Below are 25,449 nucleotides of genomic sequence, written 5' to 3'. Positions count from 1 at the left end.
GAACGATGCGATAGCAGTTTATTTAAAAAATAAACTGTCAAGGATAAAATTATTAATAATTGGATGATTTATGAATATTAATATCATTATTGCGGACGATCACCCGGCAATACTTTCGGGTATCTCATATGAGTTATCGACAATTCGCACATTAAATATTGTCGGAAAGGCGAGGAACTCGACAGAGATCCTTGATGTATTAAACCAGACTAACAGTGATGTTCTTATAACGGATTACGTCATGCCTGGTGGCGTGGCTGGAGATGGTATGGCAATGCTTTCTTTCTTGAGGCGCCATTACCCTGAGTTAAAGATTATTGTTTTTACTATTCTAGACAACTCGGCAATTGTTGCTGAGATACTCAAGCTAGGGGTGGGCTCAGTGTTGAATAAGGTTGAAGATATTGGCCACCTTATCTCTGCAATACATGCTGTCTATGCCGGTGCCACCTATATCTCGCCTCATTTCAAGGCAGTTGCACAAGGTTTGGGGGGTAATATGGCTTCGCGCACGACTAACCATAACCTGACAAGACGAGAAGCGGAGGTGATCAGGCTGTATGTTTCGGGGATGTCTGTAAACGACATTGCAAGCCAGTTAAAGCGAACTAAACAAACCATCAGTTCTCAGAAAACCAGTGCTATGCGCAAGCTCCAAATATCAAGAGATGCTGACCTGTTTCGTTTTGCTTTCGAAACGGGCTTAACCAGCGTTGGTTAGGTGACTGTCGTGCTCATAATTTCGGACGTTATCTAAGCAGTATTAGTTAATACAATGCACAGTATCGCTTTTAATCCCCATTTACTCAGCGATATTGCGGTCTTGGCAAGATAACTTCATGAAGCACCGGCAAAAACTGAAAAGTCAGTACGGTACCTATTTGTCACTTAGCTTATTTGGGTGTGTCAGTTTGATGTTGGCCAGGTCCGCGCCGTTAACTCAACAAACCGCGCCTAATATTGTTAACCTTGCCAGAGGTAAGCCCCTCCTCTGGTGAACGGTTAGGTTTTCTCTCATCGTAATGACAGGGACTTCGGGTGCAATTGGGGGATTACCATTTCAATATACTGGCCCTTTCTACCGCAAGAACATCCAGCATAGTTCTCTATTAAATCTAAACAGCCATCATCGCTACTGCCAGAAATTGACAGTAATACGGCTTAGCATGGGTTGCATTGAGCAGCTTTTGTACCAACTCATTCACAACCGATACGGAGTATCCCCATGGCGAACTCACTTTCCATTCTTTTTATGCAGCCTGAAAAATGAGTAATAACTGGATTGCCGTAGCTTCGGCAGAGCATGTGCAATGCGGCAGAACCGGCGGATTTATGCAGGTTTGCCACGGCAAAGCAGGCCCATTGCGCCGCGTGAAACCAGGAGATCGCGTTGCTTATTATTCACCCACGATTGAGTTTGGTGGGAAAAATAAACTACAGGCCTTCACTGCCCTCGGCGTCGTCAAACCGGGTGAGCCTTACCCATTCGATATGGGCGGCGGGTTTTGCCCTTTCCGCCGCGATGTGGCTTGGTTCAATACCAATGAAGCGCCTATTCAGCCGATCTTGAATGTTTTGGAGTTTTCCGCTGGCAATCGGAATTGGGGGTATCAACTGCGATTTGGGATTTTTCAGATCAGCACTCACGACATCAACATCATTGCGGCTGCGATGGGGGTCGAACGGCTTTGTTAAATACATCGAGTTGTGGCAGCATAATTAATAATTGCCGCTCTTCGCAGACAGGGTTAATTAAGCCGATTAGTCACTTGTTTATTGCACTCTAAGCGGATTTCATCGATCAGCAGTTTTGCTAATGGCGTCAAGGATCCCTGTTTGCGATAAACCAAACTATAGTGACCGTCTGGCAATTCTTCTTTAATCGGAATAATACAAAATTGATTTTTAACAAACTCAAGATCAAACATGGGTAATGGGGCGATAGATAAATAATCGGCCTCCAGAAGAAGTCGTTCACCAACAGCAAGGGAGTCTCCTCTTAATATAGAGGACTTGGGCCCTTGACCTGATGGGAACAGTATTGCCTCAAGATAGTTGTAGTATCCAGGAACGGCCAAAGGTAAATACCACTTGGCATTGCGTAATTCTACAATGGAAGCACTTTTCCCCAAAGGGTGATCTTTTCTGGCAATAACGCCATACCGGCAGGTGAGTAAAGGCTCTTCAATATATTCTTCAAGAGAGATACCATTAGAGAGAATACCAATAAAGAAATCTAACCTACCGACCTGTAACGAAGGCATTAGCTCAGACTGTTGTCCTTGATGAATAGAAATCCCGACCTTTGGATAAGTTTCCTGGATCCTTTGGATAACATCAGGAAGAATTTTGAGTGTTTTAAGGTGAGAGCAGCCAAATGAAACGGTACCGTTCTGTAATTGACTGATTTGTTTTACTTCATCTACGGAACGCTGAATTTCATATAACACTAATTTCATGCGCGTTTCGAAAAGCCGCCCGATATCCGTGAGGACAACACCATTTCTCCCTCTGATGACAAGAGTTGCGCCAAGCGCAGCCTCAAGCTCTTTAAGGCTGCGAGTCACGCTTGCCGGAGTTTGATTCAAAGCTTCGGCAGCAGTCTTAACACTCCCCTGCGCAATAACAGCCTCAAAGACTTTAAAATGATGAACTCTAAGATGGGCTATCTCTGGTAATGCGGCCATGAAACACCCTTCTGTTCGGTGGATAACGATATCGTAGATTTCTGCCTTACTTATTAAACAATAGAGAGTTGATTTTTATTTCAACCTAGTTACAAGCTAGTAAGAAATGCCTTTATTGTCAAATTACTAAGCTGAGAGGTTCAATAAAATTAATATATTACGAATCTCTCTGGTAAATACTTCATCAACTTATTAACCAATGAGATAATAAAGATTGAAACACAGGAGGGGCAAGTCGCATTACCCGTAAATGCTGAGGATTGTCGCTAAACCACAATCCCCAGCATAACAATAGGCAAAACTACGGCACGGTCAGAATCGCCGTGGCAGAACCGAAGAAATCACCGGCCTCCACGCTCCCCACTTTAGTCAGGGTGGAGACAAACTCCAGCGGCATCTTGATATTCGCCAGAGCACGTATCCTGATCCCCGTTGACCCACTCACGCCACCAATGGTCAACCGGGATTGCAGGCTACCGTCGCTTCTGAGGTTCACCAGACCATTTCCGCCCGCACCAGCAGCGTAAACCACAACATCCATTTCTTGTGTACAACGGACATAACCGGTCTGCCGAGCTTGGTTCCCTTCAATATCTTTCAACTGAACCTGCCCGTGTGTCAGCTCAATGCTGGTTTCGGTAAATTCACATTTGCCCACCGGCGGCGGTACGATACCGCATAGGCTGCTGGGCATCATGATGCTTCCGCCAGCATTCCCAGTACCCGTTGTAGACTTATAGTAAATCCCGACGCATTCCTGAGTCACTGCCGGGCCAACGTGAGACTGAGTGCCGCTGCGCGGTAGCGAATACTTACGTTGAAAAGCCGCCCCCACCTCGCCTACTGTTGCATAATTCTGGATAGCATCAATGAATTCTGCACCATCTGAAACGCCAGGCCCCGCCTCCCCGGCATCGCTGTGCCGATGGCCAATAAATGCCGTGCATTGTGCCCATCGATAACAGGGGTTCGGCGTAGCATCATTGGTGTCCCAATATTCAATGGTCCACCAATACTTCGCATTCGTTGGCGTACCAGTACTTCGTGTAATATATGAATAAATCGCACTCTGGGCGCTAAAGGCTGTCAGCATCGTGACAGCCAAAATAATATTTCTCATGGCTTTCATAAACACTCCTGTGATTATCCCTTATCCGTCGAGTGTCAATTAGCCACATCGTTGATATCAGGGTAAGCCGTATTAACAGGCTACTCATATTCCAATAAGAACGTCGCGTTGGCGGTAAAGCCACCGGGAGTAATGCTTTTCTGGGTAATAGCGTCTGGTTCACCCTGCACATAGGCCCGCAGGCTGAGGGTATTATTCCCCGCAAGCAGCCCCTGGTTATAACGCCCGGTATTGAGTGCCACCAGATTCCCCTGCTGCGTTTCAATACCGATGGCAATACCCTGAGTCTGGCTTGCACCCGATATTGCCAGCAGTCCATTAAGTTTGGTGTTTTCAATACCAGAAAACGTCAGCTTCACCATATTTCCCAGGCTGATATCACAATCTTCCAGATGTAATACCAACGGTTCCCCCAGCGTGCGGCCATTAAGATAAAGATATTTTTCCACTATCGAACCAAAATCGACCGTAATATTTTCATCTGCTGCCCGCAATGTGCAGGGCTCTGCAACCAAAGCGCCCCTGAAACGGACATTATCGGCAGCCTGGCATAAGCCGGATATACTCATAAGCCCTAGCATCACAGGTAATAATCGTGCTGAAAGCCGCATCATATTGCTCCCTATTATTGGTAATCAGCCTGAAGCGTGACTGCGGCTTCAAAGGGGCCTTCCGTTAACAACACCCCCGGCTTTTGTACCGGCACGGCCCTGAGCTGGGGCTTGCTGGCTGATGTGATAGTGAGTTCGCTCCCCAAGGTAAACGGCTGGCCGTCACGCAGGATCCTAATTCCCAAGTCGTTAATATTGGTTTGCACGGCCGCATTATCAAACGCGGTGCTGTTCCCCGTAAGCTTCAGCTTTAATACCCAGCTGTGGGTATTAGGTTCACAAACCAGGTTATAATTAATGTCCTGCATATAATTAACGCCATCCACCTTTTTAATGCCGACCTTCAGGCCGAAATCAACGGTGATATTATTACCACTGTTGATGGTGCAAGGAGGCGGCTCGAGCAAGGTTCCCCGAAATGCCACATCGCCCCCGGCAGCAAACGCCATCGATAAATACCCGCTTAAACCCGCAATCAGCAGGGAAAACTGTAAAATCCGCATGACTTCTGTCTCCCTCTGTTTACTGGTAATCGATTAGTAACGTCGCGGCCGCCGTAAATTCACCGCCGGTCAGGGTGGCCCCACTCTGTTTGACCAGCACCGCATAAAGCTCCGGTTTGCTGGGATAGGTATAGTTAAACCAGGTATTGGCATTTAACGGCTGAGTCCCGCGATATAAAGCGATCCCTAAACCGTTTTTATCCGTACGCAGCAACGCCGAATTAAAGCTGGCCACAGTGCCCTGGATACTCATTTTCAGGTTATTGGATTTCTGGATATCACAACTCAGGCTATAGGTAATCGCCTGTTTATAATTAACGCCATCAATACGGGTGGTCATCACTTCATCACCAAAATCCACCCGAATCGTTTGATTATTATTAATCGTACAGGGCGGTGGAATAATGACCGTCCCTCTGATATTCACCGGTACGTTGGCGATAGAGGGAGCACTTATCAGCAAAACGCTCAGTAACACCCCGAAGCGATATTTACCTATCGCCCCTGTGCGCATTGCACCCTGGCGATGCGCACCCGGTACAGGATAATGTTGTTGCATTCGTTCTCTCCTTGCAGACCTGACCCGCGCCCTCTCCCTGTGACCTGGCACGACCGGTTTGGGTTAGCCCTTCTTCTCCGGCACCAGTTGGCAGTTCGCCCCACCGCATCTGAACGTCAGCAGCGGGCGGCCGCCATAATCGTTGACGTAGGTCAGTACCGGCGAATTGCCGAGCACAGCAGCCCCCACGCCCAGCGGCGCACTCCCTTTTGGATCCAGCATCAGCGGCTCAAAACCTGGCGCACTGACACCTTTTTGGCTCCCCGCATCCACCAGCGTCACGTAATAAGGCGTCGGGTTGTTGACCACATACTTGTCACCTTGCTTGGTCAACGTCAGTTGCTCCTGCCACGGCGTTGCCATCTCTGTGGTGGTCTTCACCAGCCCTTTTGGCCGATAAAACAGCTTGATGCGCGTCTGCAACGCGATCTGCAAAGTGTTGGACTTATCGCTCTTTGGTGGAATTTCGCGCAGATTGAAGTAGTACAGCGTTTCCCGATCCTGTGGCAGTTGGCCCACCGTCGGCAACGCTTGCACCTTGACCTGGCTTTTCGCCCCGGCTTCGATGCGCTGTACCGGTGGCAGCACCGTCAGCGGACTGGTCACCTTGTTACCCTTTTCATCTTCTATCCAGCCCTGTGCCAGATACGGCAGTTGCGGGTTGTCATTATTCACGCTCAGGCTGACCGACTTCTCCCCGCCGGCAAAGATAATCCGGGTACGATCCAGCGCGATAGCCGCTTGGGCCTGCGTCGTCAGTACGCACAGCAAAGTTCCGGCGACCAGCACCATCCCCGTATTCACTCTTTTCATTTCATGTCCCATCATCGTGTTACCTCAGCGTTTGTCTGTACTGCTGCCAAGTCTGTTGTGGTGGTTTTCGGGCTGATCATCCTGCACGGCAACAGCAATTCTTTCATCCCGCCGGCTGGCAACACGGCTGGCAATATCAGTTCACATTGCGCCCGATCGTCCCAGTGCACCGTCATCGTCTCGCCGCGCTGGATGCCGCTCAGATACACGCTGCCGCCGTCGTTGACGATCCCCACATCGCGTTTTTTCAGATTCTGTACCGTCGCCCCGAACGGCGGCATCGTGCCGTCCGCCAGCCGGATCACCGCCATCGCCTTCTCACCTGCGACCACGTCAAACCGGCGGTAACCGATCGCCCCTTCAGTCAGCGTCGCCTGCACCACCGACTTCAACGCCTCGGCATTGTCGGGCAGTTGGTCCAAATCGATGTTCACCCGATTGCGGTAGTAACTGTTCATATCCGCCACCACCGCCTTGCCATAGCGGTTGGTCAGCACCGGTGCGCCGTAGTTGCGGATGGGAATACCCGCCACTCCATCCGTATCCACCAGCAGACGGGTGCCACCCGGTATTGCTACGCGGTGCAATGCTGCCCCTTCACGGGTCGCGGTCATTCCACCTTGTAGAGCCAGCCCCACCGTGCTGTAACTCCCGCTCTGAGCACTGGCGGTAGCATTAATCTGTGCCCAATCGGCCTGATGGCTATAGAAACCGCTCGCCAACGCCCCATTGCGCGTCCAACCACTGCTCACCTGATAGCTGCCGCGATCGCCAACGCGATCGGAGTAGCTGACCCGGTGCGTGTTGTCATTGCGATCCCAGGTCCCGCTGTAGCTGACAGAACCTCTGTTGCCCCAAGGCAGGGATAGCGACAGGAATACCCCATCGTCATTCAGCCCGTTGTACTGATTGCGGTAACCGGTTAACGACAGGCTGAGGTTCTTGAAACGGCCGATATTGAGATAGCGCATCAACGACAGGCTGTAGCGATCGTTGGCTTCCCGATCCCAGTAGGTCTGGTGGTCGTAGTTCAGGTTGGCCGTCAGCCCCATGTCGCGGAACTGCTGGCTGTATGACACCGTGTACATCTCTTTGCTGCTCTGGCTGCGAACCCCAAGGTTACGCATCTCGATAAACTCACCCATGGTCATAAAGCTGCGTTCCGAGAAGCGGTAACCGGCAAAGGTCACCTGCCCACCAATCTGGTCGAAGTTCTTCGAATAACGCAGGCGGTACGATCCCCCACTCAGAGTTTCCTGCGGCAAGCGCGCCCTGGACTGAGTCACGTCAAACGACAGTGCCCCAAATGCCATCAGGTCACGGCCGATCCCCAGCGCCAATGCGTTGTACTCATCACCGGCTAAGCCACCGCCGAACAGCGACCAGCCGTTGCTGATGCCCCAGGAGAATTCGCCACTGCCAAACAGCGGGCCCTGCGTGCGGTGCCGCCAGTCGGTCGGCCGTCCGCTCGCCAGTTTGTAGCGCACCATGCCCGGCCGCGTCAGGTAAGGGATACTCGCCGTGCTGATGCTGAACGCCTGCACGCTACCGTCCTGTTCTTCGACGCGGACATCCATCAGCCCCGATACCGCGTTACTCAGATCCTGAATACGGAACGGCCCGGCCGGCACCAGCGTTTCATACAGCACTCGTCCCTGCTGGCTGACCACCACCCGGGCGTTGGTACGTGCCACCCCGCTCACCTCTGGCGCATAGCCGCGCAGGTTTGGTGGCAGCATCGCGTCATCACTCACCAGGCTCACCCCGGTATAGCGGAAGCTGTCAAAAATGTCGGAATTGAGAAAATCTTCACCCACCGTCAGCTTGGCGCGTAGCTGCGCGATCGCCCGGTAAGCGGTGTACTGTGTCCACTCGAATTTCTGATGGATGGGTTCCCCCGATCCGGTCTGGTGATCAATCTGTGTCTGCCAACTGGCCCGCAGCCGCCAACTTCCCGCGTTGGCGCCCACCAGCCCGTTGCCGCTCAGGTTATAGCCCTTCTGCACATTGTCATTCTGGGTCTGACGCTGATTCTGAGCGTTGAGGTTGTAGTCCAGCAGCAGCCCGGGGATCCCATTATCCCAGCGTGCTGGCGGATCCCAGTCGGCGGCACTGTATTCAAGGTAGGCCTGTGGAATGCTGAGATACAGGGTGTTGCTGCCCAAATCTGGGCGCACCGTCATCCCTTCAAGGCTGCCGAACGCCAAACACTGGCCGTTATGCCACCAGGTCAGTTTGCGAGCAAACTCCTCTTTGAGCCCTATCTGTTCTACCAGCTTGGCAGGGAGGCAGGCATCACTGTTAGCCGGATCTTTTTCCGCCGGATAAAACTGAATCGACTGTTCCGACAGTTCCTGTTGATTAACGTTGACCACCAGGCTGTACTCACCCGGCATCACATAGCCAGCGCGAGCAAAACGCTTCAGATCGATATTGCCGCGCTCCTGTACATCCAGCACGTCGGTATTGAATTCGATGGGTTTTGCGGCAGACACCTGGCCATTCACCAGTGCCAGCGCAATCAGCAGCGGCAGCAGTCGGGGGCGCGGAACCTGTACTCCTACAAGTGGGGTGCTCATCATCCATTGACCTTTATGCGTTAATGACTTTCCCGGACGTTATGGTTGTTATTGAAGGGAATACCCTGCCGGGGAAGTAAATCTGTCTTGACGCGCGGATTCTCCATCATCACGTCAGCGTACGACTCAGTAATACTCGAGTTGGTAGCGCACCAGAGCGGTATAGGTGCCGGTCTGCAACGGTTGGTTGTTGCTTACCATACGGGCGGTGTAGTTCAGGCGCATTTCCTTGGCCTGTAATACCGGCGTCTGCTCGGGTAGTTCTATACCGGGAACGGCCTCATTGCCCCGCGCGTCACTCAATACCAGCGCCACGCCACGGGCTTCGCCATCAACCCCGAAGCGCCCATCCTCATTGCGGCCGTCAAACGTGACCCGGAAATGCTGCCCGCCGAGGATATTATCGCCGACGTGTTTCAGCGCGCAGTTCACCAGGCCGATACTGAATGGACGAGCCAATGCCTGACTGTTATTGACCACCTGATCGAAGGGCAGCGTACCCATATCGATGGTCTGGTCACGGCTCTTGGTATCGATATCGCAAGCGGTGGCGACGATCGCCCCGTTCATGTTGAGGCGGCTATTCCCCCAGGCTGGCAGTGCGGTGACAGCGCCCACCAGTAACAGCAACGTGGCAGTAGTAAACGTATTCCCTGACATCCCTGACTCCCGTTACGGACAAAGGAAACAAAGGCTGCATACGGGAACCGCATGCAGCCACGTCCAATCTTAGTTGTATGCCAACGTAAAGTTGGTGGTCGAGGTGAAGTCACCTTCCTCGATATCCGCCAACGTAGTACCGGCATGCCCCTGCAGATAAGCAGAGAAACTCAGGGTGTTAGCACCCGCCAGCAGGTTTTGCACGGTAGTTGCAGTACCCAGTTTGATCGGTTGGTTAGAACCGTCGAACATGGCAATACTCGCGCCACGAGCACCTGTGATGGCCAGCAGCGTATTGGTGTTACCCGTAGCGCCACCATTTGGGCCACCGAAAGTCACCTGCACCTTGTTCTTGCTGGAGATATCGCAACCTTGCAGTTTGATATCAAAGTTCAATACGCTGGATTTACCGCCATTCACCAGGGCCACGTTGGCTACCTGACCGAAGCTCTTGGTCTGATCAAGGCTTTCTGGTGCGATGGAGCAAGGGGCATCGATGATCTTGCCTACGAAATTGACTTTGCCTGAACCGGCATCAGCATTTGCCAAAGACACCATTCCCAGAGACAAAATCGTAGCCAGCGCAATGTTATTCAGTTTCATGTTTTCTTTATCCTTAAAACGTTAATTAACGAGAGATCCAGGTATATTATTCGCCACAATAAAAACCATGCCGAACAGTTCGGTACAGTTTAATTTTGACGTTGGTTGATATACTTGGCAGCATCCTTTCATTTGGTATAAAAGAAGGCTTCCTTTCCTTCCCCTTTATTTTCGAAGGGGCGGCACACCAGAAAAAAAGCAACACTTTTCCGGTGCTTCATCCAATGAACAAAGCAAAAAGGTAAAATAATGGTCTACACAGCAGTCCTAAAAGGACGAATTTCACACCATAAAAAGTCAGCACCCATTTTATCTATCGAATACCAACACATTAAAAGGGGGAAACTCTACAAGCTATTTCATAAGACATATCACATACCTGTCTTCGGAAAAATTATTGCAAACACCCCTGAGTTTTGAAAGTATTTTTTCTGAATAACGCAATTTCGCCATAAAAGTCTTATTTTTTAGCAAGAATTTTCCTATTGCGACAACACCGGTCGCAAAATCGGATTAATCAGAATTTAATTCTGCAAAAGTAGCCATGGGCGATTTCATTGATCGTAAATTTCATTTTTACAAAACAATAACCTATGGTAGCTTAGAGTGGAGAACTAATGCCTCATGCAAATGGCAAAAGTGCTTTGGTTTTAGATGATTTTCCTTAGCCGCCACAGAGAGAAAACATTAGCAGAGCAAGATTAATCCTCTTCATCAATCTCTATCAAGACACATTAAAAGGAGGTAGTGAAACATGTCTTATCACAATAAAGAAAGAGAACAGCAGCTTAATAATGTACTTAATGCCCTACGGGCCCTATGTAAGCGCGATGTTCACCACTCAGCCATCCCCCCACAAGTAAATTGGCCCAAAACTCGGGAGATAGCGGAATATTGTGAAATCACCATTTATCTTGCACGTTACTATCTGCTGAGATTAGTTGATGATAAAAAGGCTTATGTTACCTCAGGTTCACTCAATAACAGTTTGCGCTGGTACATCGCCGAATCAGCCCCACTACCTAAGCAGCATGAAAAAAGGGAGATACAGTCCGCCACGGCAGAAAATTAAATACACTGGCTGACCTTCAGACATCTGTTTCACCTTTATTTTTCACTGATACTCATCCATTACAGTACCTGTCTCTCTCTTATACTCTCAATAATTCGAGTTTCAGGAAGGCAGCAAGCCGGAGAACCCTAGAGCATAGATAACGCTGTGACAAGGGTAAGCGAAAAATCTGCCGGGAGCAGGTTTGAGCGCTGCTTGCAGCGGCCCCATTGGGGCGAGGCCCACGGACGGGCCGAGTAACAAAGCCAACGCACATGCAGCTTGAAGTATGGCGAGTATATCACCGTATAACAGACACCCTGGTAGAAAGGACTCCATATCATGGCACAGCCACTCTCCATCCTGATAGTCGATGCCGACCGCTATTTTACCTATGGCCTGCGCCTAGGGTTGCAGGGTTTTTTCCAGTCTCGCGGCCAAGACATTCACCTGTTTGAAGAAACACAGACTGAAGACAACATTGACATCATTTTTTTGGGTGACCTCATCAACAGCCCTCCGTGGCTTTACCGATTACATCAACGGAATTGCCATCCAATGATGTTCTTTATCAAACCTCAAGGGCGGAACCAAAACCTATTCAAACGTGGACTACAGTGCGAAAAATGCCATGCGGGGACACTGTACCGTCACCAGACTCTGTTTTCCTTGTTTGATCTGTTGGACTCCGTCTTGTCTTCCCTCCCTCTGCCGTCAGGGCCGTTTCACCATGATTGCCCGTGCATGTCCCCGTTGACACCACGGGAAATGGATGTTTTACGCTGTATCTACCGTGGGATGAACGGGCGTGATACCGGCGCACATTTAGATATCAACGTGAAAACGGCTAATGCCCACAAGCAAAGTGCCATGCGGAAACTGAATTTCAAGTGTAATCAGGAACTGTATCAATGGCTCCTTCAGGGAGGAGGGCGCTATTTAAACGAACGGGCACTGGCGGAAATGCACCTTTTGTCGCCGCAACCAGAGACACCAACAGAAACCGGGTATCTATCGCCGACGCAGCTAATCGTACGGGAGATAAACAACTCGTATCCGGCCTCAGCCAGACACCAACGGTCAAAGACCCGCAACCAGCCCAAGCATGCACCCAGGTTATGCGCCTCAATGGCCAAAACGGTTTAACGCCTGCATCCTTTAACCGAGGACAGGTAAGGACAATGATTCATCCACTTTTTATAAACGGACGTCTACGGGCGTCCATTTGCCGTTAACATCCTGCTGCTATCACGACGAGCCCATAGCCCATCGCCACTGCATTCAACCATTTCCCTCCTGTATCAAGCCCCATCCGGCCACGAATTGAAAGGCTAGAACTCTGTGCTACGCTTAATACCGTTATTAATAGTCAAACACCTGTCTAGGGAACGCTCAGGAACATTGGATATCACCATGTTTATGCCCTGCGACCGATGCGTTGCCAAATGACCGCCAACCGTGACGATGTGACATGGAGGGACACCGCCTGATGCCAGAAACACCTCTCGAAAAGCCTTCACGCACCGATCAGCAAATTGAAAATGACTTGCCGGTGACGGCAAAACTGCTGGCCGTATGGCGGTTTATCTCCTCTGCCTATGTTACGTTTTCGGCAAATACAACGACCATGGCGTTACTGGTATCCAGCACAAACAGATGAATAGAAAAGTGATACTCGGCATGGATCTGTGGCCTTGAGTAACGATATTTCTTTACTGGTGAGCTAACGTAATAGCTGTTTTCCCACTCCCAACGGTATTGTAAGGAAGAAAGAATGAACTTTGAAACTCAGTCAATTGGCAATGTATTGGTTGTCACTCTTTTGGACAGGCGGTTGGATGCATCGGTTTCCGCTCAGTTTAAGGCAGATATACAAGCCATGATTGCGCAGGGGACCCACAATATTTTGCTGGATTTCGCTCAGGTTGATTTCATCGACAGCAGTTTTTTAGGCGCTCTGGTTTCTCTTCTGAAGGCCTTACATGGCAAAGGTGAGCTCGCGGTCTGCTCACTGAACAACAATATCCACAGTATGTTCAAGCTAACCCGGATGGATAAAATATTTACTATCGGCGCTGATCAAAGCAATGCATTACAACAAATGTGCTAATTAGCACCTTGATTAACAAGGAATATTCATTATGAAAGCCATGATTCTTGCCGCAGGTAAAGGAACCAGAGCCAGACCGCTGACCACCATATTGCCAAAGCCAATGATCCCATTAATCCGCAAGCCGATTATGGAGTCGATCGTTGAGCATTTAAGAGAGTATGGATTTAATCAGTTAATGGTCAATACCAGCTACCTTTCCGCAGATATCGAGAATTATTTCCGCGATGGTCATGCCTGGGGAGTGGAAATGGGTTACTCCTACGAAGGGGTGATGGAGGGAAATACCTTTGTTGATAACGTGCTGGGCTCCGCCGGTGGCATGAAGCACATCCAGAATTTCTCGGGCTTTTTTGATGACACTTTTGTCGTGGTATGTGGTGACGCATTAATTGATGTGGACTTCGACCAGGTATTGGCTTTTCATCGGGCCAGAAAAAGTGTCGCTACCCTGATCATGCGCCCCGTGCCAGCCGATCAAGTGAGTAAGTACGGGATTGTCGTCACCGATGACCAAGGCCGAGTCAGTAAGTTTCAGGAAAAACCTAAAGCAGAAGAGGCGTTATCAAACAATGCCAACACGGGTATCTATGTGTTTGAACCCGAGATATTCAACTATATTCCTGATGGCGTTGAATACGACATTGGTAGCCAGTTATTCCCTAAACTGGCTGAGTTAGGCGTTCCTTTCTACGGCATTGCCTTGCCATTCCAGTGGGTAGACATTGGCTCATTGCAGGACTTCTGGCATGTGAACCGCATGATCCTTAATCGGGAATTGCCTGATTATCCGATGCCGGGCATTCAGGTTGCGCCGCAAATCTGGTGCGGGCTTAACGTTAAAGCCGATTTTGCCAACCTGGATATTGAAGGGCCGGTCTATATTGGCAGCAGTACCGAAATACAGCCAGGAGTGACCATCAGGGGGCCTGCGATTATTGGCGCCGGTTGTCTATTGGAGCAAGGTGCCGTGGTCGATCAAAGCTTTGTGGCTGATTACACCCGGGTTGGTGGAATTGCACAGCTGTACCAGCAGATGATTTTTGCCGGGAAAGTGATTTCGCCGGACGGCACTGCCATCGATTTGTCTGATGCGGGCTTGAACTGGCTCATTGATGATAAACGTCGCACAGACATTATCACGGCGGAGAAGTCGTTATTCAAAGAGCTGCTCACCAAAGATACCTTGCAATAAGCGCTGGTCGCCAAGGCGAATGCAGGCTCAATTAATGCGCAGAGGTTTGTCTGCCGCATTATCGGGCCTGCAGTTGCTCACGAAGCGTTAAATTTTCGCCACCTGCATAGTTTATAACTCGCCAATTGATACCCTGCCCTCTCCAGCTAAAAAACCACCGCAGACACTAAAAATAAAACAGCGTTTTATAAAATAAGTGAAGTTGATCGGCCAATACTTTTCTTCTTTGCCATAGACTCGCCACAGCAGGCAAAAACACAAAGGTTTTCCCACAGCCATAACCCTATGTTACTGAGATTCTCTGCATATTGCCGGGAAGATCACACGTGATGTGGCTATGGGGATGGCAACAATGAAGACACGTAAAATAGGCCTATTCAACTATCTTGCCTACGGCTCCGGGGATTTCCTCGGTGCGGGCACGACGGCACTCACCGCCGCCTGGTTATTGTATTTCTACACAACGTTCTGCGGGCTTAGCCCGATCGAAGCAACCTTTATCTTTGCCATGGCCAGGGTATTGGACGCGGTAGTCAGCCCGCTGATGGGCTATCTGACCGATAATTTTGGTTCCACCTGGCTAGGTAAACGCTTCGGCCGCCGTAAATTCTTTATCCTGCTCGGTATTCCACTGGTCTTCAGCTATAGCCTGATGTGGGTAGGCCATATGGATTATTGGTACTACCTGCTGACCTACCTGTTCTTCGATGTGGTCTATACCATGATCCTGGTGCCGTACGAAACGCTGGTGCCAGAGATGACCGACGATTTCAAGCAGAAGACCAAGTTTTCCGGGGCGCGTATCGCGCTGGCGCAGCTGTCTGCCATTCTTGCCGCGTTCCTGCCGGGCATTCTGCTCAGCTACTTGGGTAAAGACAATGCCGTGTCGTTTTTCTACGCCAGCCTGGTGTTCTCAATCATCTGTGCCTTTGTATTGACGCTGGTCTATTTCTTCACTTGGGAGCGGCCAACGGAACAAAAATCGGCTGCCGCACTGGAAGCCGAAAAGCAAAAGCTCACACTGGTCCAGAGTCTGAAGCGCCTGAACATCGAACTCTCTTCCACGCTGCGCATCCGTATTTTCCGCCAGCATTTGGGCATGTACCTCGGGGGCTATATCGCGCAGGACGTCTTCAACGCGGTGTTCACCTATTACGTGGTGTTCGTGCTGCTGCAAAGCGCCGCCACGGCCTCCAACCTGATGGGCACCATGGCCATCATGCAGTTCGTGGCGGTGATCGCCATGATCCCGCTGTGTATTCGCTTCGGGCCTGCCCCCTCTTACCGCATGGTAGTGGTGCTGTTCGGTATGGGGGCCGTCTCCTACGCCGTGCTGTATTACGCCAACCTCAGTGACGTTTTCTCGCTGTTGCTGCTGGTTTCTGGCCTCGCCGGGCTGGGCCGTGGTGGAATCAACTACGTGCCGTGGAACATCTACACCTATATTGCCGACGTGGACGAAGTGATCACCGGCCAACGCCGCGAAGGCATCTTTGCCGGCATCATGACCTTGACCCGTAAGGCCTCACAGGCCGGCGCGGTGATGCTGGTTGGCGTCATCCTGCAACTGTCGGGCTTTGTTTCCGGCCAAAGTCAGCAAGCACCTGAAGTGAGCCACGCCATTCTGATGATCCTGAGTGTGGGCACCTTGGCGGTTCTGGCGATCGGCTTCACCATCTCGCTACGCTTTAAACTCAACCTGGCCACTCACAGCGTGCTGCGCCAAGAAACCGAGAAGATGCGCATTGCTGGCCAGGTAGTGCCCGGCAACATCACGCCAGAAGCGCGTGCCACCGTCGAAATGCTGGCGGGCATGCCTTATGAATCGCTATGGGGTAACAACAATATTGGCTACCTCAACCGTAATAAACCAGCTGCACTAACGTTGTCCAAGGCCACTCCAGGCCAGAAGGCGGCGGGCAGCGTGACACATTGAACACAGGTTAAAAAGGACATCGCAATGTTGGTATATCCCGTAAAACACAGCCCGTTACTGCGCCAGCCTGAACGCTTTATCAGCCGCCAGGAGCTGCACCAGTTAATTGGCAGTCTGGTGGACAACCTGGTCAATATCACCGATGAAACCGGTGAGTTCCTGCTGCGCCTTGACGATGGGCGGGTCATCGATACCAAAGGTTGGGCTGGCTGGGAGTGGACGCACGGTATCGGCCTGTACGGCATCAACCAGTATTACCGCCAGACCGGCGACGCCACTATGTGCGCCATTGTTGACGATTGGTTCGCCGCACGTTTTGCCGAGGGCACGCCGACCAAGAACGTCAATACCGCCTGCCCGTTTCTCACCCTGGCCTACCGCTATGAGGAAACCGGCGATGCGCGCTGGTTGCCGTATCTGGAGCGCTGGGCGGAATGGTTGATGCACGAAATGCCACGCACCGAGCACGGTGGTATGCAACACGTCACGCTGGCGGAAGAGAACCACCAGCAACTGTGGGATGACACCTTAATGATGAGCGTGCTGCCGCTGGCCAAAATCGGTAAGCTGCTGAACCGCCCGCAGTATGTGGAAGAGGCCAAATATCAGTTTCTGGTTCACATTCAGCACCTGATGGAGCGCGAAAGCGGTCTGTGGTTCCATGGCTGGACTTTCGAAGGCAAACACAACTTTGCCAAAGCCCGCTGGGCGCGCGGCAACAGTTGGCTGACCATCGTGATCCCAGAGTTCCTCGAACTGCTTGATCTGCCGGAATACGATGCCACCCACCGCTTTCTGCTACAGGTCTTGGAGTGTCAGGTGGCGGCGCTGGCGCAGTGCCAACACCAAAGTGGCCTGTGGCACACGCTGCTGGACGATCCTGAGTCGTATCTGGAATCTTCCGCCACCGCCGGTTTCGCCTTTGGCATGCTGAAAGCGGTGCGCAAACGCTATATCGACGGCAAGTATCTGGCGGTTGCGGAAAAAGCGTTGCAGGGCGTGGTGAAGCAGATCAACACCGATGGCGAACTGACGCAAGTCTCGTTCGGTACCGCGATGGGCAAAAACCTGGACTATTATCGCCAAGTACCGCTCACATCGATGCCTTATGGCCAGGCGATGGCCATTCTCTGCCTGGTGGAATACCTGCACGTTTATCTGTAACCGCAATAGGGCTGCAGCGGCAGCCCTATTCACCAGACACAATCATAACAATGGTTGGCCAACCTCATTTTCTTAGCGGCCGATCCCCTCAATCTCAATGCGCACGACATCACCGGCCTGCAAGAAGCGTGGCGGCGTGAAGCCAATCCCCACCCCGGCTGGAGTTCCGGTTGCAATAATGTCGCCAGGTTTCAGTTCGATACCGGCAGATAAGGTGGCGATTAATGACGGAATATCAAAAATCAGATCGCGGATATTGGAATTCTGACGTAATTCACCGTTGACCCAACACTGTATGGCCACCGAGGTAAGATCGATTTCATCCGCCGACACCAGCCATGGCCCCATCGGGCAAAACCCGTCCAGCGATTTACCCATAAACCACTGACGATGATTTTTTTGTAAATCACGGGCGGTGACGTCATTAACAATGGTGTAGCCCCAAACGTGATCGAGCGCATCGGCCTTGCTGATGCCGCGGCCGCCCTTACCAATAATCACCGCCAGCTCAGCTTCATAATCCAACTGATCGGTGACTTGCGCATGGCGTGGGATTTTGGCACCGCTAGCAATCACGGTTTCTGGCGTTTTGGTGAACACCACAGCAAACTCTGGCGCCACCTCATCGGCTTTTGCGCTATGGTCAAAACCCGATTTGCTGAACTCAGCGGCATGCTCGCGGTAGTTTTTGCCGATGCAAAAAATGTTACGCGCGGGGAGCAGTGGAGCACAAATGCTGACGTCCACCAGCGGATAACCTTCCCCTTTAGGCTCTAAGTCACTTTTGATATTTTTCCACTGCTGTATCAGTTGGCTCATGTTTACTGCCAGGCCCGGCATGATTTCGGCCACAGGCCAGTAACGCGCCCGTGCAGCGTCGATCAGCGCCACAAAACTGGCTTCATGGTTTTTCTGTAACGTCGCTAATTTCATTCCTCAGTCCTTTTATTGGCATCCATCGGGTTTTAATGTAGGCCGTTCGGAAAGGACTGCAAGAGTTTTCATTCTAGCCATTAGAACGGCAAAGGCAGGGGAAAATGTTCTGCCTGAGGTTGATGACAAAGTGGTTTTTAAGCCCGAGATACTCGGGCCTAGCGCACCGAGAGGACACTCCGGCGGCTTACGCCGCTACGACCCCTTCGGTACGCTCTCCCTAATAACAGGCTTTGTCAGTAGTCTGAGGCAGATGACTTTAATGACGTTAAACGTGCTTTACGCTGCGTTAAGGCGTTACCGGCTTACCGTCGATGGTCACGTTCCTGATAGCGCTGAAATGCCAAGGGGTATCACCGCGCAGCTGGCTGAAAACCACCCGGTCGAACTGGCTGTCTTCCAAATCGCTGATCGCGGTGGGCGGCACGTTATTAAAACGCACGTTGTCAAAATGCACCTGCCGATGCCAGGCATTTTTCTCGCTGTTGCCCTTGATCTCAATGGCTGGGTGATCTTCCTGCGTACCCTGCACCGTCACGTTCTGCACCAGAAAATGGTAAAACTGCGCCGGTTGCTTCGCTGCCGGATAATCAATCTTGGCGTTAGGATCCGAGTAATTCAACGTCAGGATCACCGGCTGGCGCGCAATATCTTTCATGGCATTATTACGGAATGTCACGTTGCGGGCCCCACCGCCGATATCCGTGGTGCTCTTGGCGCGTAGGCCGACATCGGTAAGGTAGATGACGTTATTTTCGGCCAGAATGTCTTCAATCCAGGCACCGGTGTGGCTGCCTGTCACAATAGCGCCGTGCCCTCTGCGCAGGTAGTTGTTGAATAACCAAGCCCCTTTCATCGGCGGTTGCTCACGCGCTTTTTCACCGGTTCCCGCCGCGAAGTTAATGCAGTCATCGCCGGTATCAAAAAAGTTATTCATCACCATCACGTTCTGGCTATTACCAAACTCAATCCCATCGCCGTTGTTAGCATCAAAGGTTTGATGGATCAGGTTATTGGCGGCCACATTGTGGCTTTCCAGCAGCATAATGCCGTGGAATGCCGGATTGCGTGCCGTGAAATCCGCCAGATAAACATTCTCTACGCCACGCAGCGTCACCAGGCTTGAGCGGCGCTGCCCGTAGGCGACTTGTAGCGGCACGCCTTCGGCCACCGCTTTGGCGACCTGATGTTTAGCCAGGATCCCATCTTCATGCACTTTGCTGTTTCTGCTGGAAATATATTGCGGCAGGCGGTTGCCCACCTCATCAACCAGCTCAGCCGTTTTCTGACGTAGCCAGCCATTGCCGTCGATGATGCCGGGCCCAACGATGCGGATATTGCGGAAGGTGCCGGGCTCCACATGTTCAGGATCGATAGCATTGATCAACGAGGCCGGGCGCATTTCGGTGGAATAACCGTACAGCCGGTAGGCTGGTGGATAATCCGCCGGGTCCTCTGAGCCGAGCAGGGTCGATCCCGCTTGCAGGTTAAGCGTCATATCACTTTTCAGCCACAGCGCCCCGGTTTTGTAGACCCCCGCCGGAATATCAACCCGGCAGCCGGGCTGACAAGCATCGATCGCCCGCTGAATCGCTTTGGTATTCAGCGTGGTGCCGTCGCCTTTAGCACCAAAATCGGTGATTTTGATCACGAAAGGTCGCGGCGTAGTTTTGGCCGTAATGCTTTGACTGGCGTCCGACTGCGAACCATCGGCATAGAGCGCTTTGACGGTAAACGAATATTGGCTGTCTGGTTTTAAGCCAGTGACTTTGAAATTCTGGATCACAATCCGCTGCGAGAAATTATCTTTGTCGTTAGCGTAGAAATGATTGATATAAGGCTTGGCGGGTGAAAATCGATCGCTGTTCTCACTGGCTTTGCCCAGCAGTTTGCCATCTTCATAAACCAGATAGTCGACGATATCACGGGTATCTTCCGGTGCTTTCCACACCAGCACCAGGCTGCTGTCGTCGGCCGCCAAAGTTGGCACCTGAAGTTGCTGTGGTGCCTGTTTATTCAGAGCAGCAGAAGCCTGCGGAGTTATTGCCATCAAACTGGTCGCCATAAATAGAAGCGTTGCCTTAAGAGTCATCGTGGAAGGTGGATACGGTATTCTCATGGGGATCCCTTATCACTGGAGGAGTGGTCAATATCGCTACAGCGCATTGAATACTATCCTCTTTGCCCCCGCCCTCCAAATAAAGAAACTTCGTTTCATTAAATTAAATTTGTTGTTTTATTATTTCATGACTTGAGTCAAAAACTACGTAAGGCACGGACTAATAAACCTCGATAAAAAGATTTTTTGCTCCCCTACCTTCCAGTAAAGATTGGCAATCCATCACCATGGCGGCTGAACCACAAACATAAAAATCCGTAGTAGCCGGGTCAAAATGCAGGTTATTGAGCGCCTCGGTGACTCTGCCTTTAAATGCGCCATCAGTAACAACGTCTACCCTACTGAGGCAGACTGTTCTAGCTGGCGGCAACGGGGAAAAATAGCCAGTAATATCATCAGCCAAAGTCCGGCAGCCAAAAAACAGCTCGGCCATATTGATATTCCCTTCCCGTGTAAGCTGGCTAAACATCGGTAAAAGTGGCGCTAATCCCGTGCCGGTGGCAATAAACACTTTGCGGTTGGCGTTTTTCACCAACGCATAATGGCCCAGCGGGAGTTCAATCTCGGTCTGCTGCCCAATGGCGGCATTCTTGACGAAAACAGAGCCATCGCCGCCGGTGCGGGTATCGATCACGAATTCAACCGTTCTCCCCTCAGCACGCGCAATTGAATAATCACGCCATTCGTAATCGGCGACACGCAGGCGGCCAAATTGCCCCGGTTCAAAGGCGGCAAGCGGTGAGTCCAACTCAAAATGAAGATGCCAAATGGTGGCGGTAAGCGGCGTTTTGTTGATTAATACGGCACGCTGCTTTTCCGCAGGCAACGGATAGGTAGGTAAAGGTGGAAGCTCCTCTTTCAGCGCCGCCTGGATTAAATTGTACCCTCTGGCCCCCATGGCTTGTGATGCGGCACCCACACCGCCCATCAATGCGCCAACGATCCCCAGGCATCCGGCGTCGGTGCCGGAAATATATAACCCCGGAATCGGCGTGGTGGCCCCTAAAAAATAGGCTCGATAGCGTTCTGGGGTGGCAGGTAATCCATAGAAACCGCCCCGGGGATGCGAAGTATAGTGTTCCATCGTTAAAGGCGTAGACAGCTCAGAATAGCTCACCAACTGCGTTAAACCGGGCAACGATGTTTCTGCCAATTGCAATAATCCTTCGGCCACCCTGTTTTTCTGCGCCGCATAATCCTTGCCGCGCAGCCCTTTAAGAGAGTCTTGCCAGGCAGAGAACGCATCAGGCTGCACAAAAGAGATGATTTCCGCCGTATGGAATCGATCATCACCCGCTTTGGCAGAAGGGAAAGAGACATAGATGTGCGCGGGCTGGCCTTTCATCACATTTTCGGAGTGCGAACTCAGATCGCTGTAATCGGTACTGGTATTAATCCAATAGTTTTCACCCTGCACGCCCAAGGTAGAAACCGGTGCCTTTAAACGCAAATACAGTGTGACGGCGGATACGCCGCTGCTTTTCAGCCGTTCAACCAGTTCACGAATTGCCGCCGTTTTGTCACCGATTTCGCCATCCGTCGGCAGTAAATGTTGAAACGTATTCTCTAAACCAATATTGGAGATAATTGTGGGCGCGCGATAAATAACTTCGCGTGGTTCGCCGCTTCTTCTATCGATCACCTTTACCCCAGCGGCCCGACCATTTTCGATCACGATCGCCACCGCTTGCTGGCTGACGCGTATCGCCCCGCCGTGGTTTTCTATTCGTTTTTCAAACGTTCGCGCGATACGGCCAGCGCCGCCTTGCGGATACCAAGCGCCATTCAAGTAGTGCTTTACGATCTGCGCATGAATCGCAAAAGCACTCTTGGCCGGAGGTAAACCATAATCACCCCACTGGCTGACTAACACGGCGCGTAACAGCGGGGAATGAAAGTTGTTCTCCATATATTGCTGGGTGGTCTGGAGCGATTTACGGCTGGTTAAACGTTGTAACATTCCTACGATAGGGGCGACTTGCTGTGGCACAAAGGCGCGAACAAACCCCATGGTAGCCCAAAGACAGCAGAGGTTGATATCGCGGAAATAGCGGTTGATAGCCCTGGCTTCAGCGGGAAAATGGGCGATTAAACGCGCTTTATATACAGCGGGATCGGAAGGTACGTTGAACTGGAAATCTGGATAGATAAAACGGTCAAAATCGTCAGGGAGTTTATTCCATTTCAATTCGCCATAGGAGAGCCAATCAAATAGCTGCCGGGTTTTAGAATCGGGCTCAACATTGCCAATATAGTGCAGCCCGACATCCCAGGATGCGCCATCACGGCGAAAAACATGGGTCAGCCCACCGGGTTCTGAGTGTTTTTCTAACACCAGGACCTTTTTATCACCGACCCCCGCCAACAGCGCTGCGCTGGTAAGCCCGCCAATCCCTGAACCAATGACGATGACATCCCACATAGTCAGAACCCTCTCCATGATGCTCAATGACGTATTGTTATATCACGCTCGGGGCTTGCGGTAGCCAAAGTGGGTAATCACGGTGTGATTGTGATAAAACAGCGGGCGCAATACTAGGCTCAAATCACGGAAGACCATCATGCCAACGATCATCACTCACGCAGCGGTCCCGCTATGCCTCGGATTGGGGCTGGGGCAGAAAATTATCCCGCCGCGCCTGCTATTCGCTGGCGTTGTCTTGGCCATGTTGCCCGATGCCGACGTGCTGGCATTTAAATTTGGCGTCGCTTATGGCAACGCGTTTGGCCATCGCGGCTTTACCCATTCGCTATTTTTTGCTGCGCTAATGCCCACATTGGCTCTGCTGCTGTGCCGATGGTTTAAAGCACCGCCGCTGAAAAGCGGGTTATTCCTGTTTGTTTCACTGCTGTCGCACAGCCTGCTGGATTCGATCACCACGGGCGGCAAGGGTGTCGGCTGGCTGTGGCCGTGGAGCGATGAACGCTTCTTCGCACCCTGGCAGGTGATTCGGGTGGCACCATTCAGCCTGGCGAAATACCTGACGCCGTCAGGCCATGCGGTGATGGTTTCGGAATTGCAGTGGGTGTGGTTGCCAGGGCTTATCCTGATGACCGTGCTGATTGTCTGGCGCAAGATGCGATGATGGTGCCGGTAAACCCGCCGTCAGCGGGCTTACCGGTGTTTTTGAGGACTTAAGACTGACTGACCGCTTTCACTTTACCAGCCAGGAACTCCCGCTCGTAGGCCAGTGATTTCTCATGATCGAACTGGTTTTCCCACTTGGCGATCACCAACACCGCCAGAGCGTTGCCCACCACGTTCAATGCGGTACGCGCCATATCCAGGATACGATCCACACCGGCGATAAATGCCAAACCTTCCAACGGAATACCCACGCTGCCCAGCGTCGCCAGCAGCACCACAAAGGACACGCCAGGAACGCCAGCGATCCCTTTTGAGGTCACCATCAGCGTCAGCACCAGAATGATCTCCTGGCCTAGCGACAGCTCAATGCCGTACAGCTGCGCAATGAAAATTGCGGCGATACTCTGATACAAGGTGGAACCATCCAGGTTGAAAGAGTAACCGGTGGGAACCACAAAGCTGGTGATCGACTTCGGCGCGCCGTAAGCCTCCATCTTTTCAATAATGCGTGGCAACACGGTCTCTGAACTGGCAGTCGAGTAAGCCAGAATCAGTTCCTCTTTCAGGATGCGGATCAACGTCCAGATACGCAGGTTACATATCCGCGCCACAATGCCCAGAACTACCAGGGCAAAGAAGGCAATGGCGAAATAAACCAGCACTACCAGCTTGGCCAGCGGCAGCAGCGAAGCAAAACCAAAGTTCGCTACCGTAACTGAAATCAAGCCAAACACCCCGATCGGCGCATAACGCATGATCATGTGCGTCACTTTGAACATGCTTTCAGAAACCGCCTTAAACACCTTCAGTAGCGGCTCTTTGGTCTCTTTCGGCAGTGAGGAAAGGCCCAAGCCAAACAGTACCGAGAAGAAGATGATCGGTAACATGTCGCCTTTAGCAATGGAGGCAAAGACGTTTGAAGGGATCAGCGACAGGATAGTGGCTACCAGGCTGTGTGAACCGCTTTGTACCTGTTCCGTCGTTCTTTCATATTTGGAGATATCCACCGCGGTCAGCGCCGACATGTCGATACCGTGCCCGGGTTGAAAAACATTAGCCAATGTCACCCCAAGCACAATGGCAATGGTGGTAATCACTTCAAAATAGATAATGGTTTTCAATCCAATACGGCCTAACTTTTTGGTGTCGCCAACACCGGCGATCCCCACAATCAGCGTGGAAATAACGATAGGCACCACAATCATCTTAATTAGACGAATAAAGATATCACCGGCCGGGCTCAGTATATTATTGACCAGCCACTCCCGTGATTCCGTCTGATTATGCAATACGGCACCTAATATAATCCCCAATATCAACGCAATCAGAATTTGCCAGGCCAGGCTGATTTTTACACTCTTCATACCGAAAATCCCTCACAGACTCCTCTCCAAAGTATTTAACAAACAATAGCTTCAGATGGAATACTTAATCATTTAATACGGGCTTATGCTAATTGAAACCATACGCTCGCTTGCCCCTCATGCAGCGCAATATAAATCTGTACCATCTGGAGCCCCTGTTCTGCAAGCCTTGTTTTATCTGGCTTACATACTTTTCAGAATGAAAAATAAGCAAGAGAAAAATGAATGGCAACATAATTGCTTGTTCTTAAAAACATAATATTAGCGCTAAAGGATCACATGCACACTAAATCGAACAATTTTCAAACAAAATAGAAATGCGTTATTTTTCATCCGTCTTGCATA

General features: G+C 51.1%; 23 protein-coding genes. 10 read left to right on the top strand and 13 right to left on the bottom strand.

Annotation, left to right across the window (positions count from 1 at the left end):
- The first annotated feature begins 70 nt into the window (after positions 1 to 70).
- Positions 71 to 721 (top strand): response regulator, encoded by a 651-nt coding sequence (locus ACX1CU_RS01730; protein WP_459400944.1) that lies wholly within the window; start codon positions 71 to 73, stop codon positions 719 to 721.
- 545 nt (positions 722 to 1,266) lie between these two features.
- The gene (locus ACX1CU_RS01725) at positions 1,267 to 1,695 is read left to right on the top strand and encodes an EVE domain-containing protein (protein ID WP_459400943.1); all 429 of its coding nucleotides are present in this window, start codon (positions 1,267 to 1,269) and stop codon (positions 1,693 to 1,695) included.
- Positions 1,696 to 1,748: 53 nt separating this feature from the next.
- Here ACX1CU_RS01725 and ACX1CU_RS01720 read toward each other — a convergent pair whose 3' ends face one another.
- From ACX1CU_RS01720 to ACX1CU_RS01680, 9 genes are all read right to left on the bottom strand, one after another.
- A complete protein-coding gene (locus tag ACX1CU_RS01720; RefSeq protein ID WP_459400942.1) occupies positions 1,749 to 2,687 on the bottom strand; it encodes a LysR substrate-binding domain-containing protein in 939 nt (312 codons plus the stop codon).
- Positions 2,688 to 2,988: 301 nt separating this feature from the next.
- The gene (locus ACX1CU_RS01715; RefSeq protein ID WP_459400941.1) at positions 2,989 to 3,816 is read right to left on the bottom strand and encodes an MrpH family fimbial adhesin; all 828 of its coding nucleotides are present in this window, start codon (positions 3,814 to 3,816) and stop codon (positions 2,989 to 2,991) included.
- An 80-nt stretch (positions 3,817 to 3,896) separates the two neighbouring features.
- Positions 3,897 to 4,385, bottom strand: a complete 489-nt coding sequence (locus ACX1CU_RS01710; protein WP_459400940.1) for a fimbrial protein — start codon at positions 4,383 to 4,385, stop codon at positions 3,897 to 3,899.
- 56 nt (positions 4,386 to 4,441) lie between these two features.
- Complete coding sequence (locus tag ACX1CU_RS01705) at positions 4,442 to 4,930, bottom strand: fimbrial protein (protein WP_459400939.1); 489 nt, start codon at positions 4,928 to 4,930, stop codon at positions 4,442 to 4,444.
- A gap of 19 nt (positions 4,931 to 4,949) precedes the next feature.
- A complete protein-coding gene (locus ACX1CU_RS01700) occupies positions 4,950 to 5,489 on the bottom strand; it encodes a fimbrial protein (RefSeq protein WP_459400938.1) in 540 nt (179 codons plus the stop codon).
- Between the two features lie 63 nt (positions 5,490 to 5,552).
- On the bottom strand, positions 5,553 to 6,302 hold the full coding sequence (locus ACX1CU_RS01695) for a fimbria/pilus periplasmic chaperone (RefSeq protein WP_459400937.1): 750 nt from the start codon (positions 6,300 to 6,302) through the stop codon (positions 5,553 to 5,555).
- A gap of 11 nt (positions 6,303 to 6,313) precedes the next feature.
- The gene (locus tag ACX1CU_RS01690) at positions 6,314 to 8,884 is read right to left on the bottom strand and encodes an outer membrane usher protein (protein WP_459400936.1); all 2,571 of its coding nucleotides are present in this window, start codon (positions 8,882 to 8,884) and stop codon (positions 6,314 to 6,316) included.
- A 123-nt stretch (positions 8,885 to 9,007) separates the two neighbouring features.
- Positions 9,008 to 9,541, bottom strand: coding sequence for a fimbrial protein (locus ACX1CU_RS01685; RefSeq protein WP_459400935.1), 534 nt, complete (start codon positions 9,539 to 9,541; stop codon positions 9,008 to 9,010).
- A 69-nt stretch (positions 9,542 to 9,610) separates the two neighbouring features.
- Complete coding sequence (locus ACX1CU_RS01680) at positions 9,611 to 10,144, bottom strand: fimbrial protein (RefSeq protein ID WP_459400934.1); 534 nt, start codon at positions 10,142 to 10,144, stop codon at positions 9,611 to 9,613.
- 754 nt (positions 10,145 to 10,898) lie between these two features.
- Between ACX1CU_RS01680 and ACX1CU_RS01675 the strand changes: the two genes are divergently transcribed.
- The 7 genes from ACX1CU_RS01675 (at position 10,899) to bglB (ending at position 17,600) form a co-directional block, all read left to right on the top strand.
- On the top strand, positions 10,899 to 11,216 hold the full coding sequence (locus tag ACX1CU_RS01675) for a FaeA/PapI family transcriptional regulator (RefSeq protein WP_459400933.1): 318 nt from the start codon (positions 10,899 to 10,901) through the stop codon (positions 11,214 to 11,216).
- A gap of 321 nt (positions 11,217 to 11,537) precedes the next feature.
- On the top strand, positions 11,538 to 12,341 hold the full coding sequence (locus ACX1CU_RS01670; protein ID WP_459400932.1) for a helix-turn-helix domain-containing protein: 804 nt from the start codon (positions 11,538 to 11,540) through the stop codon (positions 12,339 to 12,341).
- A 343-nt stretch (positions 12,342 to 12,684) separates the two neighbouring features.
- Complete coding sequence (locus ACX1CU_RS01665) at positions 12,685 to 12,855, top strand: hypothetical protein (RefSeq protein WP_459400931.1); 171 nt, start codon at positions 12,685 to 12,687, stop codon at positions 12,853 to 12,855.
- 114 nt (positions 12,856 to 12,969) lie between these two features.
- Positions 12,970 to 13,305: an STAS domain-containing protein gene (locus ACX1CU_RS01660; protein WP_459400930.1), complete on the top strand. Its 336-nt coding sequence runs from the start codon at positions 12,970 to 12,972 to the stop codon at positions 13,303 to 13,305.
- Positions 13,306 to 13,336: 31 nt separating this feature from the next.
- Positions 13,337 to 14,500 (top strand): sugar phosphate nucleotidyltransferase, encoded by a 1,164-nt coding sequence (locus tag ACX1CU_RS01655; RefSeq protein WP_459400929.1) that lies wholly within the window; start codon positions 13,337 to 13,339, stop codon positions 14,498 to 14,500.
- 352 nt (positions 14,501 to 14,852) lie between these two features.
- On the top strand, positions 14,853 to 16,436 hold the full coding sequence (locus ACX1CU_RS01650; RefSeq protein WP_459400928.1) for an MFS transporter: 1,584 nt from the start codon (positions 14,853 to 14,855) through the stop codon (positions 16,434 to 16,436).
- Positions 16,437 to 16,460: 24 nt separating this feature from the next.
- Positions 16,461 to 17,600: a beta-galactosidase BglB gene (gene bglB / locus ACX1CU_RS01645; RefSeq protein ID WP_459400927.1), complete on the top strand. Its 1,140-nt coding sequence runs from the start codon at positions 16,461 to 16,463 to the stop codon at positions 17,598 to 17,600.
- Positions 17,601 to 17,672: 72 nt separating this feature from the next.
- On the opposite strand, the gene ACX1CU_RS01640 is transcribed toward bglB, so the two are convergent.
- The 3 genes from ACX1CU_RS01640 to ACX1CU_RS01630 form a co-directional block, all read right to left on the bottom strand.
- Positions 17,673 to 18,533, bottom strand: coding sequence for a fumarylacetoacetate hydrolase family protein (locus ACX1CU_RS01640; RefSeq protein WP_459400926.1), 861 nt, complete (start codon positions 18,531 to 18,533; stop codon positions 17,673 to 17,675).
- A gap of 289 nt (positions 18,534 to 18,822) precedes the next feature.
- A complete protein-coding gene (locus tag ACX1CU_RS01635) occupies positions 18,823 to 20,598 on the bottom strand; it encodes a glycosyl hydrolase family 28 protein (protein WP_459400925.1) in 1,776 nt (591 codons plus the stop codon).
- Positions 20,599 to 20,812: 214 nt separating this feature from the next.
- The gene (locus ACX1CU_RS01630; RefSeq protein WP_459400924.1) at positions 20,813 to 23,074 is read right to left on the bottom strand and encodes an FAD-dependent oxidoreductase; all 2,262 of its coding nucleotides are present in this window, start codon (positions 23,072 to 23,074) and stop codon (positions 20,813 to 20,815) included.
- Positions 23,075 to 23,213: 139 nt separating this feature from the next.
- Between ACX1CU_RS01630 and ACX1CU_RS01625 the strand changes: the two genes are divergently transcribed.
- On the top strand, positions 23,214 to 23,738 hold the full coding sequence (locus tag ACX1CU_RS01625) for a metal-dependent hydrolase (RefSeq protein WP_459400923.1): 525 nt from the start codon (positions 23,214 to 23,216) through the stop codon (positions 23,736 to 23,738).
- Between the two features lie 49 nt (positions 23,739 to 23,787).
- On the opposite strand, the gene gltP is transcribed toward ACX1CU_RS01625, so the two are convergent.
- Entirely contained in the window at positions 23,788 to 25,104 is a 1,317-nt protein-coding gene (gltP, locus tag ACX1CU_RS01620; RefSeq protein WP_459400922.1) for a glutamate/aspartate:proton symporter GltP, read from the bottom strand.
- Positions 25,105 to 25,449 lie beyond the last annotated feature (345 nt).

It is taken from the genome of Serratia sp. D1N4 (assembly GCF_054552755.1).
The sequence above is the reverse complement of the archived record's forward strand: the minus strand, read 5'-3'. Positions and strand labels throughout refer to the sequence as shown.

Coding starts and splice junctions, on each gene's coding strand:
- ACX1CU_RS01730 (WP_459400944.1), top strand. CDS start 71: ATGAATATTAATATCATTATTGCGGACGATCACCCGGCAATACTTTCG.
- ACX1CU_RS01725 (WP_459400943.1), top strand. CDS start 1,267: ATGAGTAATAACTGGATTGCCGTAGCTTCGGCAGAGCATGTGCAATGC.
- ACX1CU_RS01720 (WP_459400942.1), bottom strand. CDS start 2,687: ATGGCCGCATTACCAGAGATAGCCCATCTTAGAGTTCATCATTTTAAA.
- ACX1CU_RS01715 (WP_459400941.1), bottom strand. CDS start 3,816: ATGAAAGCCATGAGAAATATTATTTTGGCTGTCACGATGCTGACAGCC.
- ACX1CU_RS01710 (WP_459400940.1), bottom strand. CDS start 4,385: ATGAGTATATCCGGCTTATGCCAGGCTGCCGATAATGTCCGTTTCAGG.
- ACX1CU_RS01705 (WP_459400939.1), bottom strand. CDS start 4,930: ATGCGGATTTTACAGTTTTCCCTGCTGATTGCGGGTTTAAGCGGGTAT.
- ACX1CU_RS01700 (WP_459400938.1), bottom strand. CDS start 5,489: ATGCAACAACATTATCCTGTACCGGGTGCGCATCGCCAGGGTGCAATG.
- ACX1CU_RS01695 (WP_459400937.1), bottom strand. CDS start 6,302: ATGAAAAGAGTGAATACGGGGATGGTGCTGGTCGCCGGAACTTTGCTG.
- ACX1CU_RS01690 (WP_459400936.1), bottom strand. CDS start 8,884: ATGATGAGCACCCCACTTGTAGGAGTACAGGTTCCGCGCCCCCGACTG.
- ACX1CU_RS01685 (WP_459400935.1), bottom strand. CDS start 9,541: ATGTCAGGGAATACGTTTACTACTGCCACGTTGCTGTTACTGGTGGGC.
- ACX1CU_RS01680 (WP_459400934.1), bottom strand. CDS start 10,144: ATGAAACTGAATAACATTGCGCTGGCTACGATTTTGTCTCTGGGAATG.
- ACX1CU_RS01675 (WP_459400933.1), top strand. CDS start 10,899: ATGTCTTATCACAATAAAGAAAGAGAACAGCAGCTTAATAATGTACTT.
- ACX1CU_RS01670 (WP_459400932.1), top strand. CDS start 11,538: ATGGCACAGCCACTCTCCATCCTGATAGTCGATGCCGACCGCTATTTT.
- ACX1CU_RS01665 (WP_459400931.1), top strand. CDS start 12,685: ATGCCAGAAACACCTCTCGAAAAGCCTTCACGCACCGATCAGCAAATT.
- ACX1CU_RS01660 (WP_459400930.1), top strand. CDS start 12,970: ATGAACTTTGAAACTCAGTCAATTGGCAATGTATTGGTTGTCACTCTT.
- ACX1CU_RS01655 (WP_459400929.1), top strand. CDS start 13,337: ATGAAAGCCATGATTCTTGCCGCAGGTAAAGGAACCAGAGCCAGACCG.
- ACX1CU_RS01650 (WP_459400928.1), top strand. CDS start 14,853: ATGAAGACACGTAAAATAGGCCTATTCAACTATCTTGCCTACGGCTCC.
- bglB (WP_459400927.1), top strand. CDS start 16,461: ATGTTGGTATATCCCGTAAAACACAGCCCGTTACTGCGCCAGCCTGAA.
- ACX1CU_RS01640 (WP_459400926.1), bottom strand. CDS start 18,533: ATGAAATTAGCGACGTTACAGAAAAACCATGAAGCCAGTTTTGTGGCG.
- ACX1CU_RS01635 (WP_459400925.1), bottom strand. CDS start 20,598: ATGGCGACCAGTTTGATGGCAATAACTCCGCAGGCTTCTGCTGCTCTG.
- ACX1CU_RS01630 (WP_459400924.1), bottom strand. CDS start 23,074: ATGTGGGATGTCATCGTCATTGGTTCAGGGATTGGCGGGCTTACCAGC.
- ACX1CU_RS01625 (WP_459400923.1), top strand. CDS start 23,214: ATGCCAACGATCATCACTCACGCAGCGGTCCCGCTATGCCTCGGATTG.
- gltP (WP_459400922.1), bottom strand. CDS start 25,104: ATGAAGAGTGTAAAAATCAGCCTGGCCTGGCAAATTCTGATTGCGTTG.